Consider the following 20,655-nt stretch of genomic DNA (forward strand, 5'->3'; position numbering starts at 1 on the left):
GCGGGACGCCGATCCGGATGCATCGGCTGCACGATCGCGACGAGCGGTACGCCGCTGCCCGCGGTCAGCCCCAGGCGCTCTCGAGCACGGCCATCAGCTGTGCGCGGTCCGCCTCGCGCGGATTGAAGATGATCGCGCCGTCGTCGAGCGCACGGTCGGCGATGGCGTCGAGCTGGTCGCGCTGCACGCTGCCGGTCTCCTGGAGCGTGCGCGGCAGGCCGGCGCGCTCGTGGAGCGCGTCGCGCATGCTGCGGATGGTGGCGATGGCGCGGTCGGTGCGCTCGTCGGCCGGCGTCGCGGCGTAGACATCGGCGCCGGCCAGCGGCAGCAGCAGCTCGCCGATGCGAGTGCCGTTGACCTCGCGGTTGTACTCCAGCGCGTAGGGCAGGAAGAGGTTCATGCACAGCCCGTGCGGCAGATGGCAGACCGCGCCCAGCGAATGGCCCAGTGCGTGCACCAGCCCCACCATCGAGTTCGAGAAGGCGATGCCGGCCATGGTCGAGGCCTGCGCGAGCTCGAGGCGCGCATCGGCATCGTCGGGCCGGTCGAGCGCGGTGAGCAGGTTGCCGCTGATCCTGGTGATGGCCGCGGTGGCATAGGCATCGCTGATCGGGTTGGCCGCCATGCAGGTGTAGGCCTCCACCGCGTGGGTCATGGCGTCCATGCCGGTCATGGCGGTGATGCGGGGCGGCAGGGTCAGCGTCATGCGCGGGTCGAGCACGGCCGCGTCCGGCATCAGGAAGTACGAGGTGAACGGGATCTTGACCTCGCGCTCGGGGTCGGAGATCACCGCCACCATGGTGACTTCGGAGCCGGTCCCCGAGGTCGTGGGGACGACGAACAGGGTGTTGAGCGGACGCGGCAGGTTGTGCGCGCCCGAGTACTGCAGCAGGTCGTCGCCCCCCAGCGACACGAGGATGTTGACGGCCTTGCTGGTGTCGATGACCGAGCCGCCGCCGATGGCGATGATGGCGTCGCAGCCGTGCTGCCGGTACAGCGCGGCGGCGTCGCGCACGGTCTGCAGGCTGGAATCGGGCGGCACGTCGTCGAATACCGCCGGGATCGCGGTTTCGGCGCCCGCGAAGGCGGCCTCCACCGGCGCCAGCAAGCCCGCCTTCCGCACGCCCGCATCGGTGATGATCATCGGCCGCCGCGCGCCCAGCGCCGACAGCTCGTAGGGAACGTGCTCGAGCGCCTTGTGGCCGGCGATCGTCTTCACCGGGCAGTAGAACTCGTAGTAGGTCTTGCTCATGATCGCTTCCTTCCGACGAAGCCGGCGGCGAGCCGGGCATAGATGCGGGCTGCGGTGACCGATTTCTCCGGCAGGCCGAGATCGCCGTAGTCCTTGACCGCGCGGCGCGCGATCAACCGCGGCAGGATCAGCGTCTCCATGCGGTTGAGGCAGCGCACCAGCCGGATCGCATCGGAAACCTCGCCGTCGGCGATCATGCGGTCGTTGGCGAAGGCGCGCGCGGTGCCCTCCTGGAAGGAGAACACCAGCCAGGCGTGATCGAGGTGCTTGAAGCGGATGATCAGGTCGGCCGAGTCGTCGGCGCCCGCGACGCGATCGACCAGCCCTCCGTCGTGCACCTCCAGCAGGAAGCCCGGGCCGGATGGAAAGACCGTCATGGCGATGCGATAGCCGTCGCGCAGACCGGCGAACTCGTGCCGGATCCGGGCGTCGCTGCGCGAGGCCGCCACCAGCGCGCGGCTGATGACGCCCATCATGGTGGCGACGTAGGCGCGCTTGCCGGCCTGCGGAAGCATCATCGATGGCATGGCTGCGTCGGGTGCAATCGGGCGCGCGAGTTTAATGCGTCGCCGCGCGACCGTCCGCCCGATCCGCGCGCGCGTCGAGCATCCGACCGCACCCCGCCGGCAGGGTGGCTATGCTTGCCGGATCGGCTCGCCGCCGCCGAACGGAGCCTCACCCGTGCCGGAGATCTTCCGCCCGCAGACCGTGATCAGCACCAGCGTCCTGCTGGCGGCGCTGCTGGTTGCCGTGGCGATCGCGCTGGCGACCCGGCAACCGGGGTTGGGCATCACGCTGCTGGCTCCCGACCAGGGGCCCGGCCTGCAGGTGGACGGCATCACGCGCCACCCGGGGCTGTCCGACGGCGACCGGCTGGTCGCGCTGCTGGCGCCGGACGGCGGGACCATCCCCCTCGGCGCCGAGGATCTGAGCCCGGAACCCGATGCCCGCTTCGCGCGCTACAGCGCCATGGACGCCTTCTTCGCGCGCCAGAGCGCGATCGCCGCCCTGATGCGGACGGATACCCTGCGCGTCCGCCTCGCGGACGGTCGCCGGGTGGCGCTGCACATGACCGACCATCGACCGGTGGCGGACCTGCCCTTCATCTTCTGGTTCCAGCTGATCTGTGCGGTGGGCGGCCTGCTCGGCGGGGCCAGCGTGCTCGCCTTCCGCTGGCGCGATCCGGCGGCGCGCTACTTCGCGCTCACCGGTGTCGGGCTGAGCCTGGCCGCGACCGCGGCGTCGATCTACAGCAGCCGCGAGCTGGCCATCGACGGGGATCTTTTCCGCGCGCTCTCGGCGACCAACCAGAGCGGCAGCCTACTCTTCTGCGGCTGCTTCATCGCGGCGATGTGGCACTACCCCCGCCGCCTCGGACGCGCACCCCTGGGCAGCATCGCGGTGGCACTCTATATGGCGCTGGCTGCATCGGTATGGCTGCGCCTGCAGGACGACGTGCACCTGGTCATGCACGGCCCGATCCTCGCGGGCTACCTGGTGACCTGCGTCCTCGGCGCGCTGCAGTGGCGCCGCGCGCGCGGCGACGCCTACGATCGCGCCGCGCTGTCCGCCTTCCTGTCGGCCTGGCTGCTGGGATCGGGCCTGTTCCTGATGGTGTCGCTGGTGCCGGTGCTCTTCGGCATCGACACCGGTGCCACCCAGGCCTACACCTTCGGCTTCTTCCTGTTCATCTATGCCGGCGTCGCGCTCGCGATCGCACGCTACCGCCTGTTCGAGCTCGACCGCTGGTGGTTCGGCGCCTGGGTCGTCTTCCTGGGCGGATCGGCGCTGATCGTGCTCGACCTGCTGCTGATCCAGCTGCTGCGCTTCGACGACAGCACCGCGCTGCTGGTCTCGCTGGCGCTGGCGGGCTGGCTCTACATGCCGATCCGGCAGTGGCTGATGACGCGCCTGCAGAAGCAGCGCCGCGACGTGACGCCGGCGGCGCTGATCGCGAAGGTCACCGACGCCCTGTCGGGCCGCGAGCGCGATCCGGTAGCGACCTGGACGCACCTGCTCCACGACATGTTCCGCCCGCTGGCCATCGAGCGCGTGCCGGAGGCGAACGGCAGCGCCGACACCATCCAGGAGAGCGGGCTGTCGATGCTGGTGGCGCGGCACGGGCAGCTCCCGGCGCTGCGCATGCGCTACTGCGGCGGCGGCGAACGCCTCTTCCGGCGCAGCGACCTGCGGGTGATCGGCGATCTCCGGCGGTTGTTCGACGAGGTGCTCACCTATCGCGGCCAGATCGAGGACGGCATCGCCCGCGAGCGCGAGCGGGTCGCGCGCGATCTGCACGACGACGTCGGCGCGCGCCTGCTCACCATGAGTCACCGCCTGCCCGGCGAGCATGCCGACGGGGCCCGCGAGGCGCTGGCCATGCTGCGCGATGTCGTGCACAGCATGCGCGCGCCGGCGTGCCTGCTCGAGGAACTGCTGGGCGACTGGCGCGCCGAGGCGGCGGAACGCTGTGATGCCGCCGGCACCGACCTGGCCTGGAACGCGCCCGAATCGCTGCCCGATGTGCGGGTCGACGGCGCCACCGCACTGGCGCTCTCGCGCGTGCTGCGCGAGGTGCTGAGCAACGCGCTGCGTCACTCGGCCCCGGACCGGATCGAGCTCGCCATCGGGCTGACCGACGACGGCGCACTGGCGGTCGCCTGCCGCCACGCCTATTCGGGCGTGCCGCCCGAGACATGGACCGAATCGCTGGGCCTGAGCAACCTGCGCCAGCGCATCGGGCGTCTGGACGGTCGGGTCTGGTGGGCTGCCGACGGCGCCAGCCTGGTAACGCGCTGGCAGGTACCCCTGCGCGGCGGGCGCGCGCCAGCCTCCCCCGTTGACGGGGTGGCGGCCACCGGTGCCGGGGCAGAGACTGTGGCGCTGGTGGCAACCGAACCCAGGGACATGCAGGGGACATGACGACCTTCCGGACCGCGCTGCTTGTCGAGGATCTGCCCGAAACGCGGCGCTGGCTCGGGGATATCCTCGTGGAAGCCTTTCCCGGCATCGCGGTGTCGCCGGCGGAATCGCTGGCGTCCGCGCGCGACGTGCTGGCCCGCATCAGGCCCGATATCGCGCTCATCGATCTGGGGCTTCCCGACGGCAGCGGCATCGATCTGCTGGCGGGACTGCGCCATCTGCATCCGGCCTGCGAGTGCATCATCACCACCATCTACGACGACGACGCGCACCTGTTCCCGGCGCTGCGCGCGGGTGCCCGCGGCTATCTGCTCAAGGAGCAGCCGCGCGACCGGCTGCTCGCCCGGCTGCGCGGCATCGGCGACGGCGAGGCGCCCCTGTCCCCGACCATCGCCCGCCGGCTGCTGCGCATGTTCGCGCCCGACACCGCTGACGGAGCACCCGTGCAGCCGGACAAGCTGTCGCCGCGCGAGCGCGAGACGCTGATCCTCATCGCCAAGGGCTACCGGCTCAACGAGGTCGCGGATACGCTCGGCGTCACGCGCAACACGGCGGCCGGATACATCAAGAGCGTCTACCGCAAGCTCGAGGTCAACTCGCGCGCGGAAGCCGCACTGGCTGCCGCCCGCATGGGACTGATCGCGCCCACGCTGTAGCGCATCGCCGTCACGCCGTCTGGGCGTCGGTATCGCGGCAGGTCTGCATCCAGTAGCGCACCGCATCGGACGGCTGCCCGCTCTTGGGCAGGGCGAAGTAGAAGGTCCGGCGCATGTCCCGCCGCGGCAGGCGCAGCGGCACCAGATCGCCGCTCGCGAAGTTCTTGCGCAGCACGATCTCGGACAGGCAGCCGATGCCGAGGCCGGACTCCACCGCGTTCTTGATGGCCTCGTTGTGGCGCAGCTCCATGTAGATGTCGATCTCGGGCAGCAAACCCGCCAGCGCGCGGTCGAAGGTGTGCCGGGCACCGGAGTCCGGCTCGCGCAGGATCCACGGCGCACGCTTGATGTCGGCGGTGCTGAGGGTCCGCTTGCGCGCCAGCGGATGGTGCACCGAGCAGAACACCACCAGCTCGTCCTCGCGCCACGGAACGAGCTCGAGCTCGCGGTGCTGGATCTCGCCCTCGACCATGCCGATGTCGACGTCGTAGTTGAGCACCTTCTCCGCGACTTCGGGCGAGCTGGCGACGTCGAGCGCGATCTCGGCATCGGGATAGCGCTCCAGATAGCCCGCCATGTAGCGCGTGGCCAGATGGTTGCCGATGGTGAAGCTGGCGGCGACGCGGATGTGCCCCAGCTCGGTGTGCCGCTGCAGCATGGTGTCCAGCGCTTCGGCCTGGCGCAGCAGGTTCTCGGCCTCGCGGCGCACGGTGTGCCCCACGGCACTGAGCTGCAGCCGGTTGCCGACGCGCTCGAACAGGTGCACGCCGTAGGCCTGCTCCAGATTGAGCAGCGCCTCGCTGGCCGCCGACTGCGACATATGCAGCGTCTCCGCGGCACGCGAGATGGTGCGGTAGCGCGCCACCGCCAGGAAGATGCGCAATTGCCGCAGGGTGAATTTCATGCGTGCCGCGGGCTCGTTCCGACTATCGGGAAAACCGATACTAGCAACCCGAATATCCTGATTCACATGACGGCCGCTCCGGCATAAGCTCTCGCACCCCCTTCCCGGACGATCATCAACGTGACCGAACAGAAAGCCACCAACGTCCACTGGCACCACGGCGAGGTCACGCGCGACCAGCGCGCCGAGCGCTGCGGCCATCGCGGCGCCACCCTCTGGTTCACCGGCCTGTCCGGCAGCGGCAAGAGCACCGTCGCCGTGGCCCTGGAAGGCGCCCTCTTCCAGCTCGGCGTGCAGGCCTACCGCCTGGACGGCGACAACGTGCGCATGGGCATCAACCGCAATCTCGGCTTCTCGGCCGAGGACCGTGCCGAGAACATCCGCCGCATCGGCGAGGTCGCCAAGCTCTTCGTCGACAGCGGCCAGATCGCGCTGAGCAGCTTCGTCAGCCCCTACCGCGCCGACCGCGACAAGGTGCGCGCGCTGCACGACGAATCCGGCATGGACTTCATCGAGATCTTCGTGGACTGTCCGCTCTCCACGGCCGAGGAGCGCGATCCCAAGGGCCTCTACAAGAAGGCGCGCGCCGGCGAGATCAAGAACTTCACCGGCATCGACGACCCCTACGAGGCGCCCGAGAAGCCCGAGATCCACCTCCACACCGACGAGCAGAGCCTCGAGGACGAGGTCGCCACCATCCTGGATGCCCTGCGCGCGCGCGGCATCCTCAACAAGTAGCGGAGTCCCCCGATGATCAAGCCCCACGGTTCCGAAACGCTGAATGCCCTGTTCGTCGACGACGCGCAGGCGCGCGCCGCCCTCGCCGCCGAGGCCGAGACGCTGCCCTCCATCCTGCTCAACTCGGCGGCGGCCGCCAATGCGGTGATGCTGGGCGGCGGCTACTTCAACCCGCTGACCGGCTACATGGACCTGGCCGACGCGCTCAGCGTCGCCGAGCACATGCGCACCAGCGACGGTCTGTTCTTCCCGGTGCCCATCGTCAATCTCACCGACGAGGCCGTCGAGGCCGGCAGCCGCATCGCGCTGCGCGATCCCAACGTGCCGGGGAACCCGGTGCTGGCGGTGATGGACGTCGAGGCCGCCGAGGCGGTCACCGACGAGCAGATCGCCTTCATGTCCGGCCACATCTTCCGCACGCGCGACGAGGGCCACCCCGGCGTCGCCACCTTCGCGTCGCTGGGCCGCACCATGCTGTCCGGGCCCATCCAGGTGCTCAACTTCTCGTACTTCGAGAAGGACTTCCCGGACACCTTCCGCACCGCCGTGCAGATCCGCGCCGAGATCGCCGAGCGCGGCTGGGAGAAGGTGGTCGCCTTCCAGACCCGCAACCCCATGCACCGCGCCCACGAGGAGCTGTGCCGGATGGCCAAGGACGCGCTCGGCGCCGACGGCATCCTCATCCACATGCTGCTGGGCAAGCTCAAGCCCGGGGACATCCCGGCCGACGTGCGCGATGCCGCCATCCGCACCATGGTCAAGCAGTACTTCCCGCCCAACACCGTGATGATCGCCGGCTACGGCTTCGACATGCTCTATGCCGGCCCGCGCGAGGCCGTGCTGCACGCACTGTTCCGCCAGAACAGCGGCTGCACGCATCTCATCGTGGGACGCGACCATGCCGGCGTCGGCGACTACTACGGGCCCTTCGACGCACAGACCATCTTCCGGGACGAAGTGCCGGAGGGCGCGCTGGAGATCGATATCTTCAACGCCGACCACACCGCCTACAGCAAGAAGCTCGACCGCGTCGTGATGATGTGCGATGCCCCCGACCACACCAAGGAGGACTTCGTGCTGCTGTCGGGCACCGCGGTGCGCGAGATGCTGGGCAAGGGCATCGCCCCGCCGCCCGAGTTCTCGCGCCCGGAAGTCGCGGCGATCCTCTCCGAGTACTACCAGTCGCTGAAGGCCTGAGCCCCACCGCGACGACGCATCAATGACGACGGCGGCCCGGTGGCCGCCGTCGTCGTTTCAGCGATGCATGCGATGCCGCCCGGCGGACGGGCGCGAGGCTGCCCGTCAGAACGGGATGTCGTCGTCCTCGAAGCTCTGCCCGGCGGGCTCGCGCTGCTGCGGCGGGGCGGACTGGCCGCCGCCGCGGCTCATGGAGGGGCCGTCGTCGTAGCTGGCGCTGCCACCGCCGCCGCCGGGACCGCCGCCGCCCAGCATCTGCATGTCGTTGGCGACGACCTCGGTCGAGAAGCGGTCGTTGCCCGACTTGTCCTGCCACTTGCGGGTCTGCAGACGGCCCTCGATGTACACCTGCCGGCCCTTCTTGAGGTACTGGCTGGCGATCTCGGCGGTCTTGCCGAACAGCACCACGGTATGCCACTCGGTGTTCTCGCGCTGCTCGCCGCTCTGCTTGTCGCGCCAGGTCTCGCTGGTGGCGATCCGGAGGTTGGCCACGGCCGTGCCGTTGGCGGTGTAGCGCACCTCCGGATCCTGGCCGAGATTGCCGACGAGGATCACCTTGTTGATGCCGCGTGCCATGTCGATGACTCCCTAGGTGGATGCGTGCGGCCGCTCGGGCTGCAACCGGAAAACGAAAGTACACCATAGCAGCGGCAGTATCGCGAGCAGGACGAAGCCGTTGCCGGCCCAGTCGCCCAGCCCCGCGACGGTGCCGCCGAGGAGGCCGCCGCAGAAGGCGCCGAGGAACTGCGCGGTGGCGTACAGGCCGAGCGCGGCGCCGCGGCTCTCGTCCGGTGCGCGACGCGAGACCAGCGACGGCAGCGCGCCTTCCAGATAATTGAAAGCGGTGAAGTACAGCGCGATCCCGGCGATGAGGATGGGCACGCCGCGGGTCCCGAGCCCCACCAGCAGGCAGGCCGCCAGCAGCGTCACCACCGCGCCCGCCAGCAGCTCGCGCACGCGCCCGCGCAGATCGGCCCAGCGCATCAGCGGCAGCACCACTGCCAGCGCGCCCACCATGACCGGCAGGTAGATGCGCCACTGCGCGGTGACGTCCAGCGACAGCGCGCGCTCGAAGATGCCCGGGAAGAGGACGAAGCTGGCGGTGAGCAGCGCGTGCAGCAGGAAGATGCCGCCGTGCAGGTGCCAGAGATCGGTATTGCGCAGCACCGGCCCGAGGGCCGACGACTCGGCGCGCGCCGCCGGCGATGCCGGCACCACCCAGATGACGACGGCGATCGCGGCAACGCTCAGGACGCCGGCGCCGACGAGGATGCCGTCGACACCGATCAGGCCCGCGATCGGCGGCCCCGCCACCAGTGCGATCACGAATGCAGCGCCCATGCCGGCGCCCAGGATGGCCATCGCCATGGTGCGGACCTGGGGCCGCGTGACATCGGCGACCAGCGCCGCGGCAGCGGCGGTGATGGCGCCGGCGCCCTGCAGCGCGCGCCCGGCGATGAGGCCGGCGATGGTGTCGGCGGTACCGGCCAGTACCGAGCCGGCGGCGAAGATCGCCATCCCCGCGACAATCACCGGCTTGCGCCCGAAGCGGTCCGACGCCAGGCCGAAGGGGATCTGGCAGACCGCCTGGGTGAGGCCGTAGACGCCCAGCGCCAGGCCGACCAGCAGGGCGAAATCGCCGCCGTCGAGGCGGGCGGCATAGGGCGCGAAGGCCGGCAGCACCATGAAGAGGCCGAACATGCGCAGTGCGTATACGGCGGAGAGGCCGAGAGTGGCGCGCCACTCGGTGGAGGTCATCGGCGATCCGGGAATGAGGAACGTGGGGCTTCGGCGGTGGCGACACTGCCACGCGCGCTGGTCAGCGCATCCACGGCGGCGCTGCCGCTTGCGCATGGACGTATATTAGTAGATTGCCTCCGACCGACTCTCTCCCGCCATGGACGTCATCCGCATCCGCGGCGCGCGCACGCACAATCTCAAGAACGTCGCCGTCGACATTCCGCGCGACAGACTGACCGTGATCACCGGCCTGTCCGGCTCCGGCAAGTCCAGCCTCGCCTTCGACACGCTCTACGCGGAGGGCCAGCGCCGCTATGTCGAGTCACTTTCGGCCTATGCGCGGCAGTTCCTGTCGATGATGCAGAAGCCGGACGTCGATTCCATCGAAGGGCTGTCGCCGGCGATCTCGATCGAGCAGAAGTCGACCTCGCACAATCCGCGATCGACGGTGGGCACGGTCACCGAGATCCACGACTACCTGCGTCTGCTGTTTGCGCGCGTCGGCACGCCGCGCTGCCCGGACCACGGCGTGGCCCTCGAGGCCATGGAGGTCTCGCAGATGGTGGACAGCGTGCTCGCGCTCGAGGCGGGCTCGGCGTGGCTGCTGTGCGCACCGGTGGTGCGCGGCCGCAAGGGCGAGCATCTGGAGGTCTTCAACGGCATGCGCGCGCAGGGCTTCGTGCGCGCCCGCGTCGACGGCACCGTCTACGAGCTCGACGAGGTGCCGGTGCTCAATCGGCGCACCAAGCACGACATCGACATCGTCGTGGACCGCTTCAAGGTGCGCGAGGATCTGCGCCAGCGCCTGGCGGAATCCTTCGAGACCGCGCTGCGCGTCGCCGACGGTCTGGCCCACGTCGTGCCCTACCGGCACGAGGCCGCCGAGATGACCTTCTCGTCGCGCATGGCCTGCCCGCACTGCGGCTACGCGCTCTCCGAGCTGGAGCCGCGCCTGTTCTCGTTCAACGCACCGCACGGTGCCTGCGAGGAATGCGACGGCCTCGGCCAGCAGCAGGTATTCGACCCGGATCGCGTGGTGGCGCATCCCGAGCTGTCGCTGGCCGCCGGTGCCATCCGCGGCTGGGACCGGCGCAACCCGTACTACTGGGCGCTGCTCAAGTCGCTGGCCGAGCACGCGCACATCGATCTCGACTGCCCGTTCAACGAGCTGCCGGAAGGGCACCGCGACCTGCTGCTCAACGGCAGCGGCGATGAGAAGATCCGCTTCCGCTATCCCGGCATCCGCGGGCGCTCGACCACCAAGACGCACCGCTTCGAGGGCGTGCTCGCCAATCTGCAGCGGCGCTACCGCGAGACCGAATCCGAGGCGGTACGCGAGGAGCTGGCGCGCTTCCTGTCCGACAAGCCGTGCCCGTCCTGCGGCGGCGACCGCCTCAACCGCGCCGCGCGCAACGTCTTCGTGGCCGGGCACAACCTGCCGGCGCTGACGCGCATGTCGATCCGCGACGCCGAGGGCTGGTTCTCGCAGCTCGAACTGCCCGGGCACCGCGGCCGCATCGCCGAGAAGATCCTCAAGGAGATCGTCGACCGGCTCGGCTTCCTCAACAACGTCGGCCTCGATTATCTGAACCTCGCGCGCAGCGCCGATACGCTGTCCGGCGGCGAGGCCCAGCGCATCCGGCTGGCCAGTCAGATCGGTGCCGGGCTGGTGGGCGTCATGTATGTCCTCGACGAGCCCAGCATCGGGCTGCACCAGCGCGACAACCAGCGCCTGCTCAACACGCTGACCCGCCTGCGCGATCTGGGCAACACCGTGCTGGTGGTGGAGCACGACGAGGAGGCCATCCGCAGCGCCGACCATGTCCTCGACATCGGGCCCGGGGCCGGCGTGCACGGCGGCCACATCGTAGCGCAGGGCACGCCCGACGAGGTCGCCGCCAACGACGGGTCGTGGACCGGCCGCTACCTCTCGGGCGCCGAGGCCATCGCCGTCCCGCAGCGGCGCCACAAGCCGACCCGGAACCGCTGGCTGACGCTCAAGGACTGCACCGGCAACAACCTCAAGAAGGTCACCGCGGAGCTACCGCTGGGGCTGTTCACCTGCGTGACCGGGGTCTCCGGCTCCGGCAAGTCGACGCTCATCAACGACACGCTGTACGCGGCCACCGCCCGCGAGCTCAACGGCGCGGCCACGCGCCCGGCACCGATGGGCGCCATCGAGGGCCTGCAGCACCTCGACAAGGTCATCGACATCAACCAGGCGCCCATCGGCCGCACGCCGCGCTCGAACCCGGCCACCTACACCGGCCTGTTCACGCCCATCCGCGAGCTGTTCGCGGGCGTCCCCGAGTCGCGGGCACGCGGCTACACGCCGGGGCGCTTCTCGTTCAACGTCAAGGGCGGACGCTGCGAGGCCTGCCAGGGCGACGGCGTCATCAAGGTCGAGATGCACTTCCTGCCCGATGTCTACGTCACCTGCGACGTCTGCCAGGGCCGGCGCTACAACCGCGAGACGCTGGAGATCCGCTACAAGGGGCGGACCATCGACGAAGTCCTGGAGATGACGGTGGAGGAAGCCACCGAGTTCTTCGCGCCGGTGCCGGCGCTGCACCGGAAGCTGCAGACCCTGATGGAAGTGGGCCTCAGCTACGTCACGCTGGGCCAGCGCGCGACCACCCTGTCCGGCGGCGAGGCGCAGCGCGTCAAGCTGGCACGAGAGCTTGCCAAGCGCAGCACCGGGCAGACGCTCTACATCCTCGACGAGCCCACCACCGGTCTGCACTTCCACGATGTCGCACAGCTGCTCAAGGTCATCGAGACGCTGCGCGATTCCGGCAACACCGTGGTCGTCATCGAGCACAACCTCGACGTCATCAAGCGCGCCGACTGGATCATCGACATGGGTCCGGAAGGCGGCGACGGCGGCGGCGAGGTAATCGCCTCCGGCAGCCCGGAGGCCGTGGCCACCGTGGAGCGCTCGCACACCGGGCGCTATCTCGCCGAGATGCTGGGGATGCGAAAGACCGCCTGAGCACCGCCGGCGGTCCGAACGTCGGTGCACCCCGGAGTGGCGCGGCGGCTGCCGCTATAATTGAACGACCGTTTCGGGTGGCCCCGGCCCGCCACCCGCGCGCTCCCCTCACAACAAGGAAGTTGCCATGCGTCCTGCCGCGTGCCTGTATGCGCTGCCCATCCTGCTCTGCACTGCCATCGCGCCGCCGGTGGCGGCGATGAACTTCTCCACCGAGAACGCGACGGTGGTGATCAACACCAACATCGTGGCAGGCGCGGCGTGGCGCCTCGGCGGCAGCAGCGCCGATCTCATCGGCAAGGGCAACCTCGATCCGGGCCTGTGCAGCGGGCACTTCCAGTCCTGCCAGGGTCTGTTCCGGGAGGAGACCGCGCCGGCCGAGCGTCTGCGCGATGCGCCGGGCATGCCGAGCCTCAACTTCGACGACGGCAACCTCAACTACGACAAGGGCGACATCGTCCAGGCGCCGTTCCGCATCAACCAGGACGTGGACGTCCAGCTCGGCGACTTCGGCTTCTTCGCGCGCTGGCTGTACTTCTACGACTTCGAGAACAACAGCTTCACCGAGACCAGCCCGAATCGCGTCACCCCGGACAACATCGACGCGGTCGGCCAGCGCGGCGACCCGGCGGCCAATCGCTACTTCGATCAGGTCTTCGGGCCCGGCGGGGTGGTGCGCAGTGAACGCGACCAGGGCCGCACGCTCGCCCAGGTGGGCAACGACTTCCAGCTGCTCGACCTCAACTTCTACGGCCGCGTGCCGCTGCCGTTCTTCGGCGACCGCGACCTCACCTTCCGCATCGGCCGGCAGACCGTCAACTGGGGCGAGTCCACGGTGCTGGTCATCAACAGCATCAACCAGGCCAACCCCGCGAACACCAACAACCTCTATCGCACCGGCTTCACGCTCGACGAAGTGTTCACGCCGGTGGGCATGGCCTTCGCCAGCGTCAACCTCACCGACTTCCTGTCGCTCGAGGGCTACTACCAGTACGAGTGGGACGCGGTCGAGATCCCGCCGCCGGGCGGCTTCTTCTCCTTCCTCGACCTGGGCACGCCGAATATCGGCGGTTCGGTCAACGCCAGCTTCGGCGGCTCGGCGGAGGACCCGGCGGCCATCGCCACGCCGCTCAACAGCCCGCTGGCGCTGATCACGCCGACCACCGCCACCATCCCGCGCCTGGCCGACAACGAGCCCGGTCACCAGGGCCAGTTCGGTGTCGGCCTGAAGTGGTTCCTGCCGGACCTGAACTACGGCACCGAGTTCGGCTTCTTCTTCATGAACTACCACTCGAAGCTGCCCTACGCCAGCTTCTATTCCACGGACGCGAGCTGCGCCCGCGCCGGCGGCAACGACATGGGCATGGATGCCAGCAACACGCTGGAATTCCTGCAGGCCTGCCCCAACCTGCCCGCCGCACGCGCCTCGGGTCCGCTCACCGCCGATCTCACCGCGCTCACGCTGCAGCGCCCGGGCGTGCTGGCCGACTATGGCGTCGGCAGCCTCGGCGCACTGCTCCCGGCGCTGCGCAACCTGCTGGTCTACAACGACGACGAGCCCGCCAACGACACCGTCGGCTTCGATACCGCGCGCATCCAGCTCGAGTATCCCGAGGATCGGCAGATGTTCGGCATCAGCTTCAACACGCCGGCAGGACCGGACTACTCGCTGCAGGGCGAGGTCGCCTACCGTCCGAACCTGCCGCTGCAGGTGTCGGTGGCGGATCTCGCCTTCGCCGCCTTCGGCCCCTCGCTGACCGCGTGCCACCGCGAGGAGCTGGGCTGCAACGGGTCCACCGCGGGGGTCGACTTCGACGCCGACGGCAACCGCGTCATCGTCGGCGACAGCGACTTCGTCGACGCCGACGGCAACAATCCCTACCCCGACACCATCAATCTCATCGTCGGCTCGGCGCCGGGGTCGGCGCGCTCCTTCCCGAACTTCATCATCCCCTACCGCGGCGGCGTGGTCGGCGAGAACCCGGCCAACAGCTACATCCGCGGCTGGGAGCCCTTCGACGTGATGCAGTACAACCTCGGCGCCACGCGCATCTACGGCCAGTCCGAGGCCATCCTCGGCGCCGACCAGATCATCATGATCTACGAGCTGGGCGCCACCCACGTGATCGGCTTCCCGGACTTCGACGAGCTGCAGATCGAGGGCCCGCTGTCCGGCACCACCCACGCCAGTGCCGGCGCCGACGGCTCGGGCGCGGACGGCTCGCGCCTGGCCTGCTCGACCAATCCCACCTGCACGGTCGGTCCCGACGGCCTGCGCTTCAACCCCTACCAGGCCAGCCGCGACCAGTTCGCGCACGCCTTCTCCTGGGGCTACCGCATCGTCTCCATCATCCGCTACGACTCGGTGCTGCCCGGCATCTCGATCGAGCCCACGCTGATCTGGGGCCACGACATCAACGGCAACTCGCCGGGGCCCGGCGCCAACTTCATCGAGGGCCGCAAGACCCTGAACGCCACCGTGCAGTTCCGGTACCGCACCGCGCTGTCGCTCAACCTCGCCTACCAGATGTTCACCGGCGGCGGCAGCAATCACATCCTGCGCGATCGCGACAATCTCGGCTTCTTCGTTCGTTACCAGTTCTGACGCGACTTCCCCCTCGCCGGCCGTTTCACGAGGCCACTGCCGCACGCGGCAGTGGCCTTTTTTGTTACCGCACACATGGGACTTCACAGCCCCGACGTTCTGTGCAACTATGACATTTGTCAAAGTTTGGGCGGGAGCGTGCGCAGACACGGTAGCCGCCCGACCGACAGGACGATCGCGCGGTGCACGAGCACCGCTACGTGCGAAACGAGCGGTGGCATGCCCTGCCGCCGTGTCGAGGAATAGGGGGAGACATGACGCATTGCCGGGTACGCAACGGACTGCAGTGGCTTGCGCTCGGGGTCAGCGGCCTCGCGCTTCTGGGGACTGCACCTTCATGGGGCGCGAACTATCGCCTGAGCCGCGACATGACGCTGCAGGTCAATACCAACATCGTCGCCGGTGCGTCCTGGCGCATCAGTGACCGGGCACCGGACCTGGTGGGCAAGTCCAACCTCGATCCGGACATCTGCTCGGGGCCCAACCAGTTCTGCCAGGGCCTGGCCCGCCTGCAGACGCATCCCGCCGAGGCGCTGGCCAATTCCCCCGGGCAGCCCAGCGTCAACTTCGACGACGGCAACCTCGCCTACGACAAGGGCGACATCGTGCAGGCGCCGTTCCGCATCAACCAGGACTTCAACCTGCAGTTCGGCGATTTCGGATTCTTCGGACGCTGGCTCTACTTCTACGACTTCGAGAACAACGACTTCACGCAGTACGCACCCAACCGCATCACCTCCGAGAACCGCGACGACGTCGTCATCACCGGCGACATCCAGGGCGCCAACCGCTACCTGCGCGAAGTGTTCTCCACCGGTGCGCCGGTGCGCTACGAGCGCAAGCAGGGCCGCACGCTGTCCCAGGTGGGCACCGACTTCCAGCTGCTCGACCTCAACTTCTACGGCCGCGTGCCGCTGCCCATCTTCGGCGGCCGGGACCTGGTCTTCCGGATCGGACGGCAGACCGTGAACTGGGGCGAATCCACCGTGCTGGTGGTCAACAGCGTCAATCAGGCGAACCCCGCCAACACCAACAACCTGTTCCGCACCGGCTTCACGCTCGACGAGGTATTCACGCCGGTGGGCATGGCCTTCGCCAGCATCAACCTCACCGATACCGTCTCGCTGGAGGGCTACTACCAGTACGAGTGGGACGCGGTCGAGATTCCGCCGCCCGGCAGCTTCTTCAGCTTCCTCGATGTCGGCACGCCCAACATCAACGGGGTCATCAACGCCAGCTTCGGCGGCGCGCCCGAGGACCCCGAGCTGCTCGGCGGACCGGTTGCCAACCCGCTCTCGGCGCTCACCGACACCACCGCCAGCGTGCCGCGCATCGCGGACGACGAGCCCAGCCACCAGGGACAGTACGGTCTGGCGCTGAAGTGGTTCCTGCCGGACCTGAACTACGGCACCGAGTTCGGGTTCTACTTCATGAACTACCACTCGAAGCTGCCCTACGCCAACATCTACTCGGCCGATGCCAGCTGCGCGCGCGCTGCGGGCAACGACCGCGGCATCGACGCGACCAACACCTTCCAGTTCCTCGGCGTGTGCTCCAACGTGCCGATCGCGTTCAACACGCCCGGCCAGCTCCGCCTGACCGCCGACATGGTCAACCTCATCGCGCGCCGCCCGGGCGTCGTGGGCGACCTGGGCCTCAACACGCCGCTGGAATCGCTGAACCTCGCCGACTTCCTCATCGGCAACCCGAACCAGCCGGTGGACAGCGTCATCTCCTTCGACTCGATGCGCCTGCAGCTCGAGTATCCGGAGGACCGCCAGATGTTCGGCATCAGCTTCAACACGCCGGCCGGCCCGGACTACTCGATGCAGGGCGAGATCGCCTATCGCCCCAACCTCCCCTTGCAGGTATCGCTGGTGGACCTCGCCTTCGCGGGTCTCGGCCCCAGTGCCACCATCTGCCACCGCGAGGAAGCCGGCTGCCTGGGTTCGCGCGCGACCATCAACGTCGGCCCCCAGGGCGACTTCCAGATCTACGAGAACAGCAACTTCGTCGACGCCGACGGCAACCACCCCTACCCCGACACCCTCAACCTCGCGGTCGGCGCCGGGCCCGGCGTGGCGCGCGCCTTCCCCAACTTCCTGCTGCCCTACCGCGGCCGCGAGATCGGCACCAACGATCCCAACAGCTTCATCCGCGGCTGGGAGCCCTTCGACGTGCTGCAGTACAACCTCGGCGCCACCCGCATCTACGGCCAGTCGGAATCCATCCTCGGCGCCGACCAGATCATCATGATCTACGAGCTCGGCGCCACCCACGTGCTCGGCTTCCCGGACTTCGACGAGCTCCAGATCGAAGGGCCGATGGCGCCGACGACGCATGCCAGCGCCGGCGCCGACGGCTCGGGCGCCGACGGCTCGCGCCAGGCGTGCTCCACCAACCCCGCCTGCTCGGTCGGGCCGGACGGTCTGCGCTTCAACCCCTATCAGGCCAGCCGCGACCAGTTCGCGCACGCCTTCTCCTGGGGCTACCGCATCGTCTCCATCATCCGCTACGACTCAGTGCTCCCGGGCCTGTCCATCGAGCCGACGCTGATCTGGGGCCACGACATCAACGGCAACTCGCCGGGACCCGGCGGCAACTTCGTGGAAGGCCGCAAGACGCTGAACTCCACCTTCCAGTTCCGCTACAAGACCGCCTCCTCGTTCAACGTGTCGTACCAGCTGTTCACCGGCGGTGGCGCCAACCATCTGCTGCGCGACCGCGACAACCTCGGCTTCTTCATCCGCTACCAGTTCTAGACCGGGCGTCTCCCCCGCCCACCGTCCGCGCCGCAGGTTCGCCGGCGGCGCTCGTTGAACGCATGTAGCACCCGGGGCTTCACACGCCGTCGGGCTTGTGCAAGCATTAGTCGACCTTCGACCGACCGATCGGTTTGTTCGATCGGGCGACGAGGGCTACAAGCCGGAGCGGATCGCTGCATCGGATCCGACTTCGATGAGGAGAGGAACAGCGCTGCCGCCCCGAGGCCGCGCGGTAAACACAAAAGGGGGAGACATGATGGTTCCGCGCGCCTTCGCCGGACTGCATCCCTGTCGGATGGCGGTCGCTGCGTTCTCGGTCCTGATCGCCTCGTCGGCGTGGTCCGCCGACTTCCGGCTGGGACGGGACACCACCCTGCAGATCAACACGAACATCGTGGCCGGCGCCTCCTGGCGCATCAGCGACCGTTCGGCCGATCTCGTCGGCAAGGGCAATCTCGACCCCGACCTGTGCGCAGGCGGGTTCCAGTCCTGCCAGGGCATCTCGCGCCAGCAGACGCACCCTGCCGAGCGCCTCGCGGCGGCGCCGGGCATGCCCAGCGTCAACTTCGACGACGGCAATCTCAACTACGACCGCGGCGACATCGTCCAGGCGCCGTTCCGCATCAACCAGGACTTCAACCTGCAGTTCGGCGACTTCGGCTTCTTCGGACGCTGGCTGTACTTCTACGACTTCGAGAACAACAACTTCACCGAGCGGGCGCCGAACCGCGTCACGCCGGAGAATCTCGACTCGGTCGGTATCACCGGCGATACCGCGACCTCGAACCGCTACTTCAACCAGGTCTTCGGCGCCGGCGGCATCGTCAGGACCGAGCGCGAGCAGGGCCGCACGCTGGCCCAGGTCGGCAACGACTTCCAGCTGCTCGACCTCAACTTCTACGGCAGGATCGACCTGCCCTTCTTCGACGACCGCCCGCTGGTGTTCCGGATAGGCCGGCAGACCGTCAACTGGGGCGAGTCCACCGTGCTGGTCATCAACAGCGTCAACCAGGCCAATCCGGCGAACGTCAACAACCTCTACCGCACCGGCTTCACGCTCGACGAGGTGTTCACGCCGGTGGGCATGGCCTTCGCCAGCATCAACCTCACCGACACCATCTCGCTGGAGGGCTACTACCAGTACGAGTGGGATTCGGTGGAGATCCCGCCGCAGGGCGGCTTCTTCTCCTTTCTCGATGCCGGCACGCCCAACATCGGCATCGACCCGGCCACCGACCGCACGCCGCCGGTCAACGACGGCGTTCCGCGTGTTCCGGAGGCGGACATCGAGAACATCGTGGGCTCCTTCAACGCCAGCTTCGGCGGCGCCGCCGAGGACCCCTACTTCCTGGGCGCCCCGCTCGACAATCCACTGTCGGCGATCACGCCGACCACGGCGTCCATTCCGCGGCTGGCCGACGACAAGGCGCGCGACCAGGGGCAGTACGGCGTCGGCCTCAAGTGGTTCCTGCCGAATCTCAACTACGGCACCGAGTTCGGCTTCTTCTTCATGAACTACCACTCGAAGCTGCCGTACGCGAACTTCTATTCCGCCGATGCCAGCTGCGCGCGCGCGCAGGGCAACGACATGGGCATGAACGCCACCAACACCATCGAGTTCCTGGCCGCCTGTCCGAACCTGCCCATCGCGTCGAGCCCCCGCGGCACGGTCAATCTCGTCACCGACATCGTCAACCTCGCAGTGCGTCGCCCGGGCGTGCTGCCGGAGTTGGGTGCCACCTCGCTGGCATCGCTGGTTCCGGCGCTGACCAACCTGGTCTTCGCACAGCCCGGCGAACCGCAGTCGAGCGCGGTCAACTTCGACTCGATGCGCATCCAGCTCGAGTATCCCGAGGACCGCAAGATGTTCGGCATCAGCTTCAACACGCCGGCCGGTGCCGACTACTCGCTGCAGGGCGAAGTTGCCTACCGCCCCAATCTGCCGCTGCAGATCTCGGTAGCCGACCTGGCGTTCGCGGCACTGGGCCCGACGCTCTCGGCCTGCCACCGCGAGGAGCTCGACTGCGCAGGCAGCTCGGCATCGTTCGGCTTCGACGAGAACGGCGACATCACCTACTACGAGGGCAACGACTTCGTCGATGCCGACGGCAACAATCCCTACCCCGACACGCTGACGCTGGCTGCCGGCGCCGCACCGGGGTCGCCGCGCTCGTTCCCGAACTTCATCATTCCCTACCGCGGCGGCGTCGTGGGAGAGAACGAACCCAACAGCTTCATCCGCGGCTGGGAACCCTTCGACACCCTCCAGTACAACCTGGGCGCGACACGCGTCTACGGTCAGTCCGAGTCGATCCTGGGCGCCGACCAGATCATCATGATCTACGAAGTGGGCGCCACCCACGTCCTCGGCTTCCCGGACTTCGACGAACTCCAGATCGAGGGGCCGCTGTCCGGCACCACCCACGCCAGTGCCGGCGCCGACGGCTCGGGCGCGGACGGCTCGCGCCTGGCCTGCTCGACCACGCCCAACTGCTCGATCGGCCCCGACGGCCTGCGCTTCAATCCCTACCAGGCCAACCGCAACCAGTTCGCGCACGCCTTCTCATGGGGCTATCGCATCGTCTCCATCATCCGCTACGACTCGGTGCTCCCGGGTCTGTCCATCGAGCCCACGCTGATCTGGGGCCACGACATCAACGGCAACGCCCCGGGGCCCGGCGGCAACTTCGTGGAAGGCCGCAAGACGCTGAACTCCACCTTCCAGTTCCGCTACAAGACCGCTTTCTCGTTCAACGTCTCGTACCAGCTGTTCACCGGCGGCGGCACCAACCACCTGCTGCGCGACCGGGACAACCTGGGATTCTTCATCCGCTACCAGTTCTGACTCGCACTCGCGCCGGCGGCGCGGGTGCAACCGGTTTCG

Annotated in this window: 13 protein-coding genes; 8 read left to right on the forward strand and 5 right to left on the reverse strand. The window is 68.6% G+C overall.

Features of this window, described 5'->3' with window-relative positions:
- Window positions 1-64 precede the first annotated feature (64 nt).
- Entirely contained in the window at window positions 65-1,252 is a 1,188-nt protein-coding gene (locus tag KAH28_RS01545) for an iron-containing alcohol dehydrogenase (protein WP_290574042.1), read from the reverse strand.
- Window positions 1,249-1,779 (reverse strand): hypothetical protein, encoded by a 531-nt coding sequence (locus KAH28_RS01550; protein ID WP_366918104.1) that lies wholly within the window; start codon window positions 1,777-1,779, stop codon window positions 1,249-1,251. Before KAH28_RS01550 ends, KAH28_RS01545 begins: the two co-directional genes overlap by 4 nt.
- A gap of 154 nt (window positions 1,780-1,933) precedes the next feature.
- Here KAH28_RS01550 and KAH28_RS01555 point away from each other — a divergent pair, with 154 nt between their 5' ends.
- On the forward strand, window positions 1,934-4,174 hold the full coding sequence (locus KAH28_RS01555; protein WP_290574044.1) for a hypothetical protein: 2,241 nt from the start codon (window positions 1,934-1,936) through the stop codon (window positions 4,172-4,174).
- Complete coding sequence (locus KAH28_RS01560; RefSeq protein ID WP_290574045.1) at window positions 4,171-4,830, forward strand: response regulator transcription factor; 660 nt, start codon at window positions 4,171-4,173, stop codon at window positions 4,828-4,830. Before KAH28_RS01555 ends, KAH28_RS01560 begins: the two co-directional genes overlap by 4 nt.
- A gap of 10 nt (window positions 4,831-4,840) precedes the next feature.
- Here the strand turns inward: KAH28_RS01560 and KAH28_RS01565 are convergent, their stop codons facing one another.
- Window positions 4,841-5,734 (reverse strand): LysR substrate-binding domain-containing protein, encoded by an 894-nt coding sequence (locus KAH28_RS01565; RefSeq protein WP_290574046.1) that lies wholly within the window; start codon window positions 5,732-5,734, stop codon window positions 4,841-4,843.
- Window positions 5,735-5,854: 120 nt separating this feature from the next.
- Between KAH28_RS01565 and cysC the strand changes: the two genes are divergently transcribed.
- Window positions 5,855-6,472, forward strand: coding sequence for an adenylyl-sulfate kinase (cysC, locus tag KAH28_RS01570; protein ID WP_290574047.1), 618 nt, complete (start codon window positions 5,855-5,857; stop codon window positions 6,470-6,472).
- A gap of 12 nt (window positions 6,473-6,484) precedes the next feature.
- A complete protein-coding gene (gene sat, locus KAH28_RS01575) occupies window positions 6,485-7,669 on the forward strand; it encodes a sulfate adenylyltransferase (RefSeq protein ID WP_290574048.1) in 1,185 nt (394 codons plus the stop codon).
- Between the two features lie 105 nt (window positions 7,670-7,774).
- Here sat and ssb read toward each other — a convergent pair whose 3' ends face one another.
- Both ssb and KAH28_RS01585 read right to left on the reverse strand, forming a co-directional pair.
- Window positions 7,775-8,245 (reverse strand): single-stranded DNA-binding protein, encoded by a 471-nt coding sequence (gene ssb / locus KAH28_RS01580; protein ID WP_290574049.1) that lies wholly within the window; start codon window positions 8,243-8,245, stop codon window positions 7,775-7,777.
- A 12-nt stretch (window positions 8,246-8,257) separates the two neighbouring features.
- Window positions 8,258-9,427, reverse strand: coding sequence for an MFS transporter (locus KAH28_RS01585; protein ID WP_290574050.1), 1,170 nt, complete (start codon window positions 9,425-9,427; stop codon window positions 8,258-8,260).
- Window positions 9,428-9,566: 139 nt separating this feature from the next.
- Between KAH28_RS01585 and uvrA the strand changes: the two genes are divergently transcribed.
- The 4 genes from uvrA (at window position 9,567) to KAH28_RS01605 (ending at window position 20,616) form a co-directional block, all read left to right on the forward strand.
- A complete protein-coding gene (gene uvrA, locus KAH28_RS01590; protein WP_290574051.1) occupies window positions 9,567-12,401 on the forward strand; it encodes an excinuclease ABC subunit UvrA in 2,835 nt (944 codons plus the stop codon).
- A 127-nt stretch (window positions 12,402-12,528) separates the two neighbouring features.
- A complete protein-coding gene (locus tag KAH28_RS01595; protein ID WP_290574052.1) occupies window positions 12,529-15,006 on the forward strand; it encodes a DUF1302 family protein in 2,478 nt (825 codons plus the stop codon).
- Window positions 15,007-15,260: 254 nt separating this feature from the next.
- The gene (locus KAH28_RS01600) at window positions 15,261-17,768 is read left to right on the forward strand and encodes a DUF1302 family protein (protein WP_290574053.1); all 2,508 of its coding nucleotides are present in this window, start codon (window positions 15,261-15,263) and stop codon (window positions 17,766-17,768) included.
- 256 nt (window positions 17,769-18,024) lie between these two features.
- Window positions 18,025-20,616 carry a DUF1302 family protein gene (locus KAH28_RS01605; RefSeq protein ID WP_290574054.1) on the forward strand — a complete coding sequence of 864 codons (2,592 nt, stop codon included), beginning with the start codon at window positions 18,025-18,027 and terminating at the stop codon, window positions 20,614-20,616.
- Window positions 20,617-20,655 lie beyond the last annotated feature (39 nt).

The organism is Algiphilus sp. (genome assembly GCF_023145115.1).
Classification (GTDB): Bacteria; Pseudomonadota; Gammaproteobacteria; order Nevskiales; family Nevskiaceae; genus Algiphilus.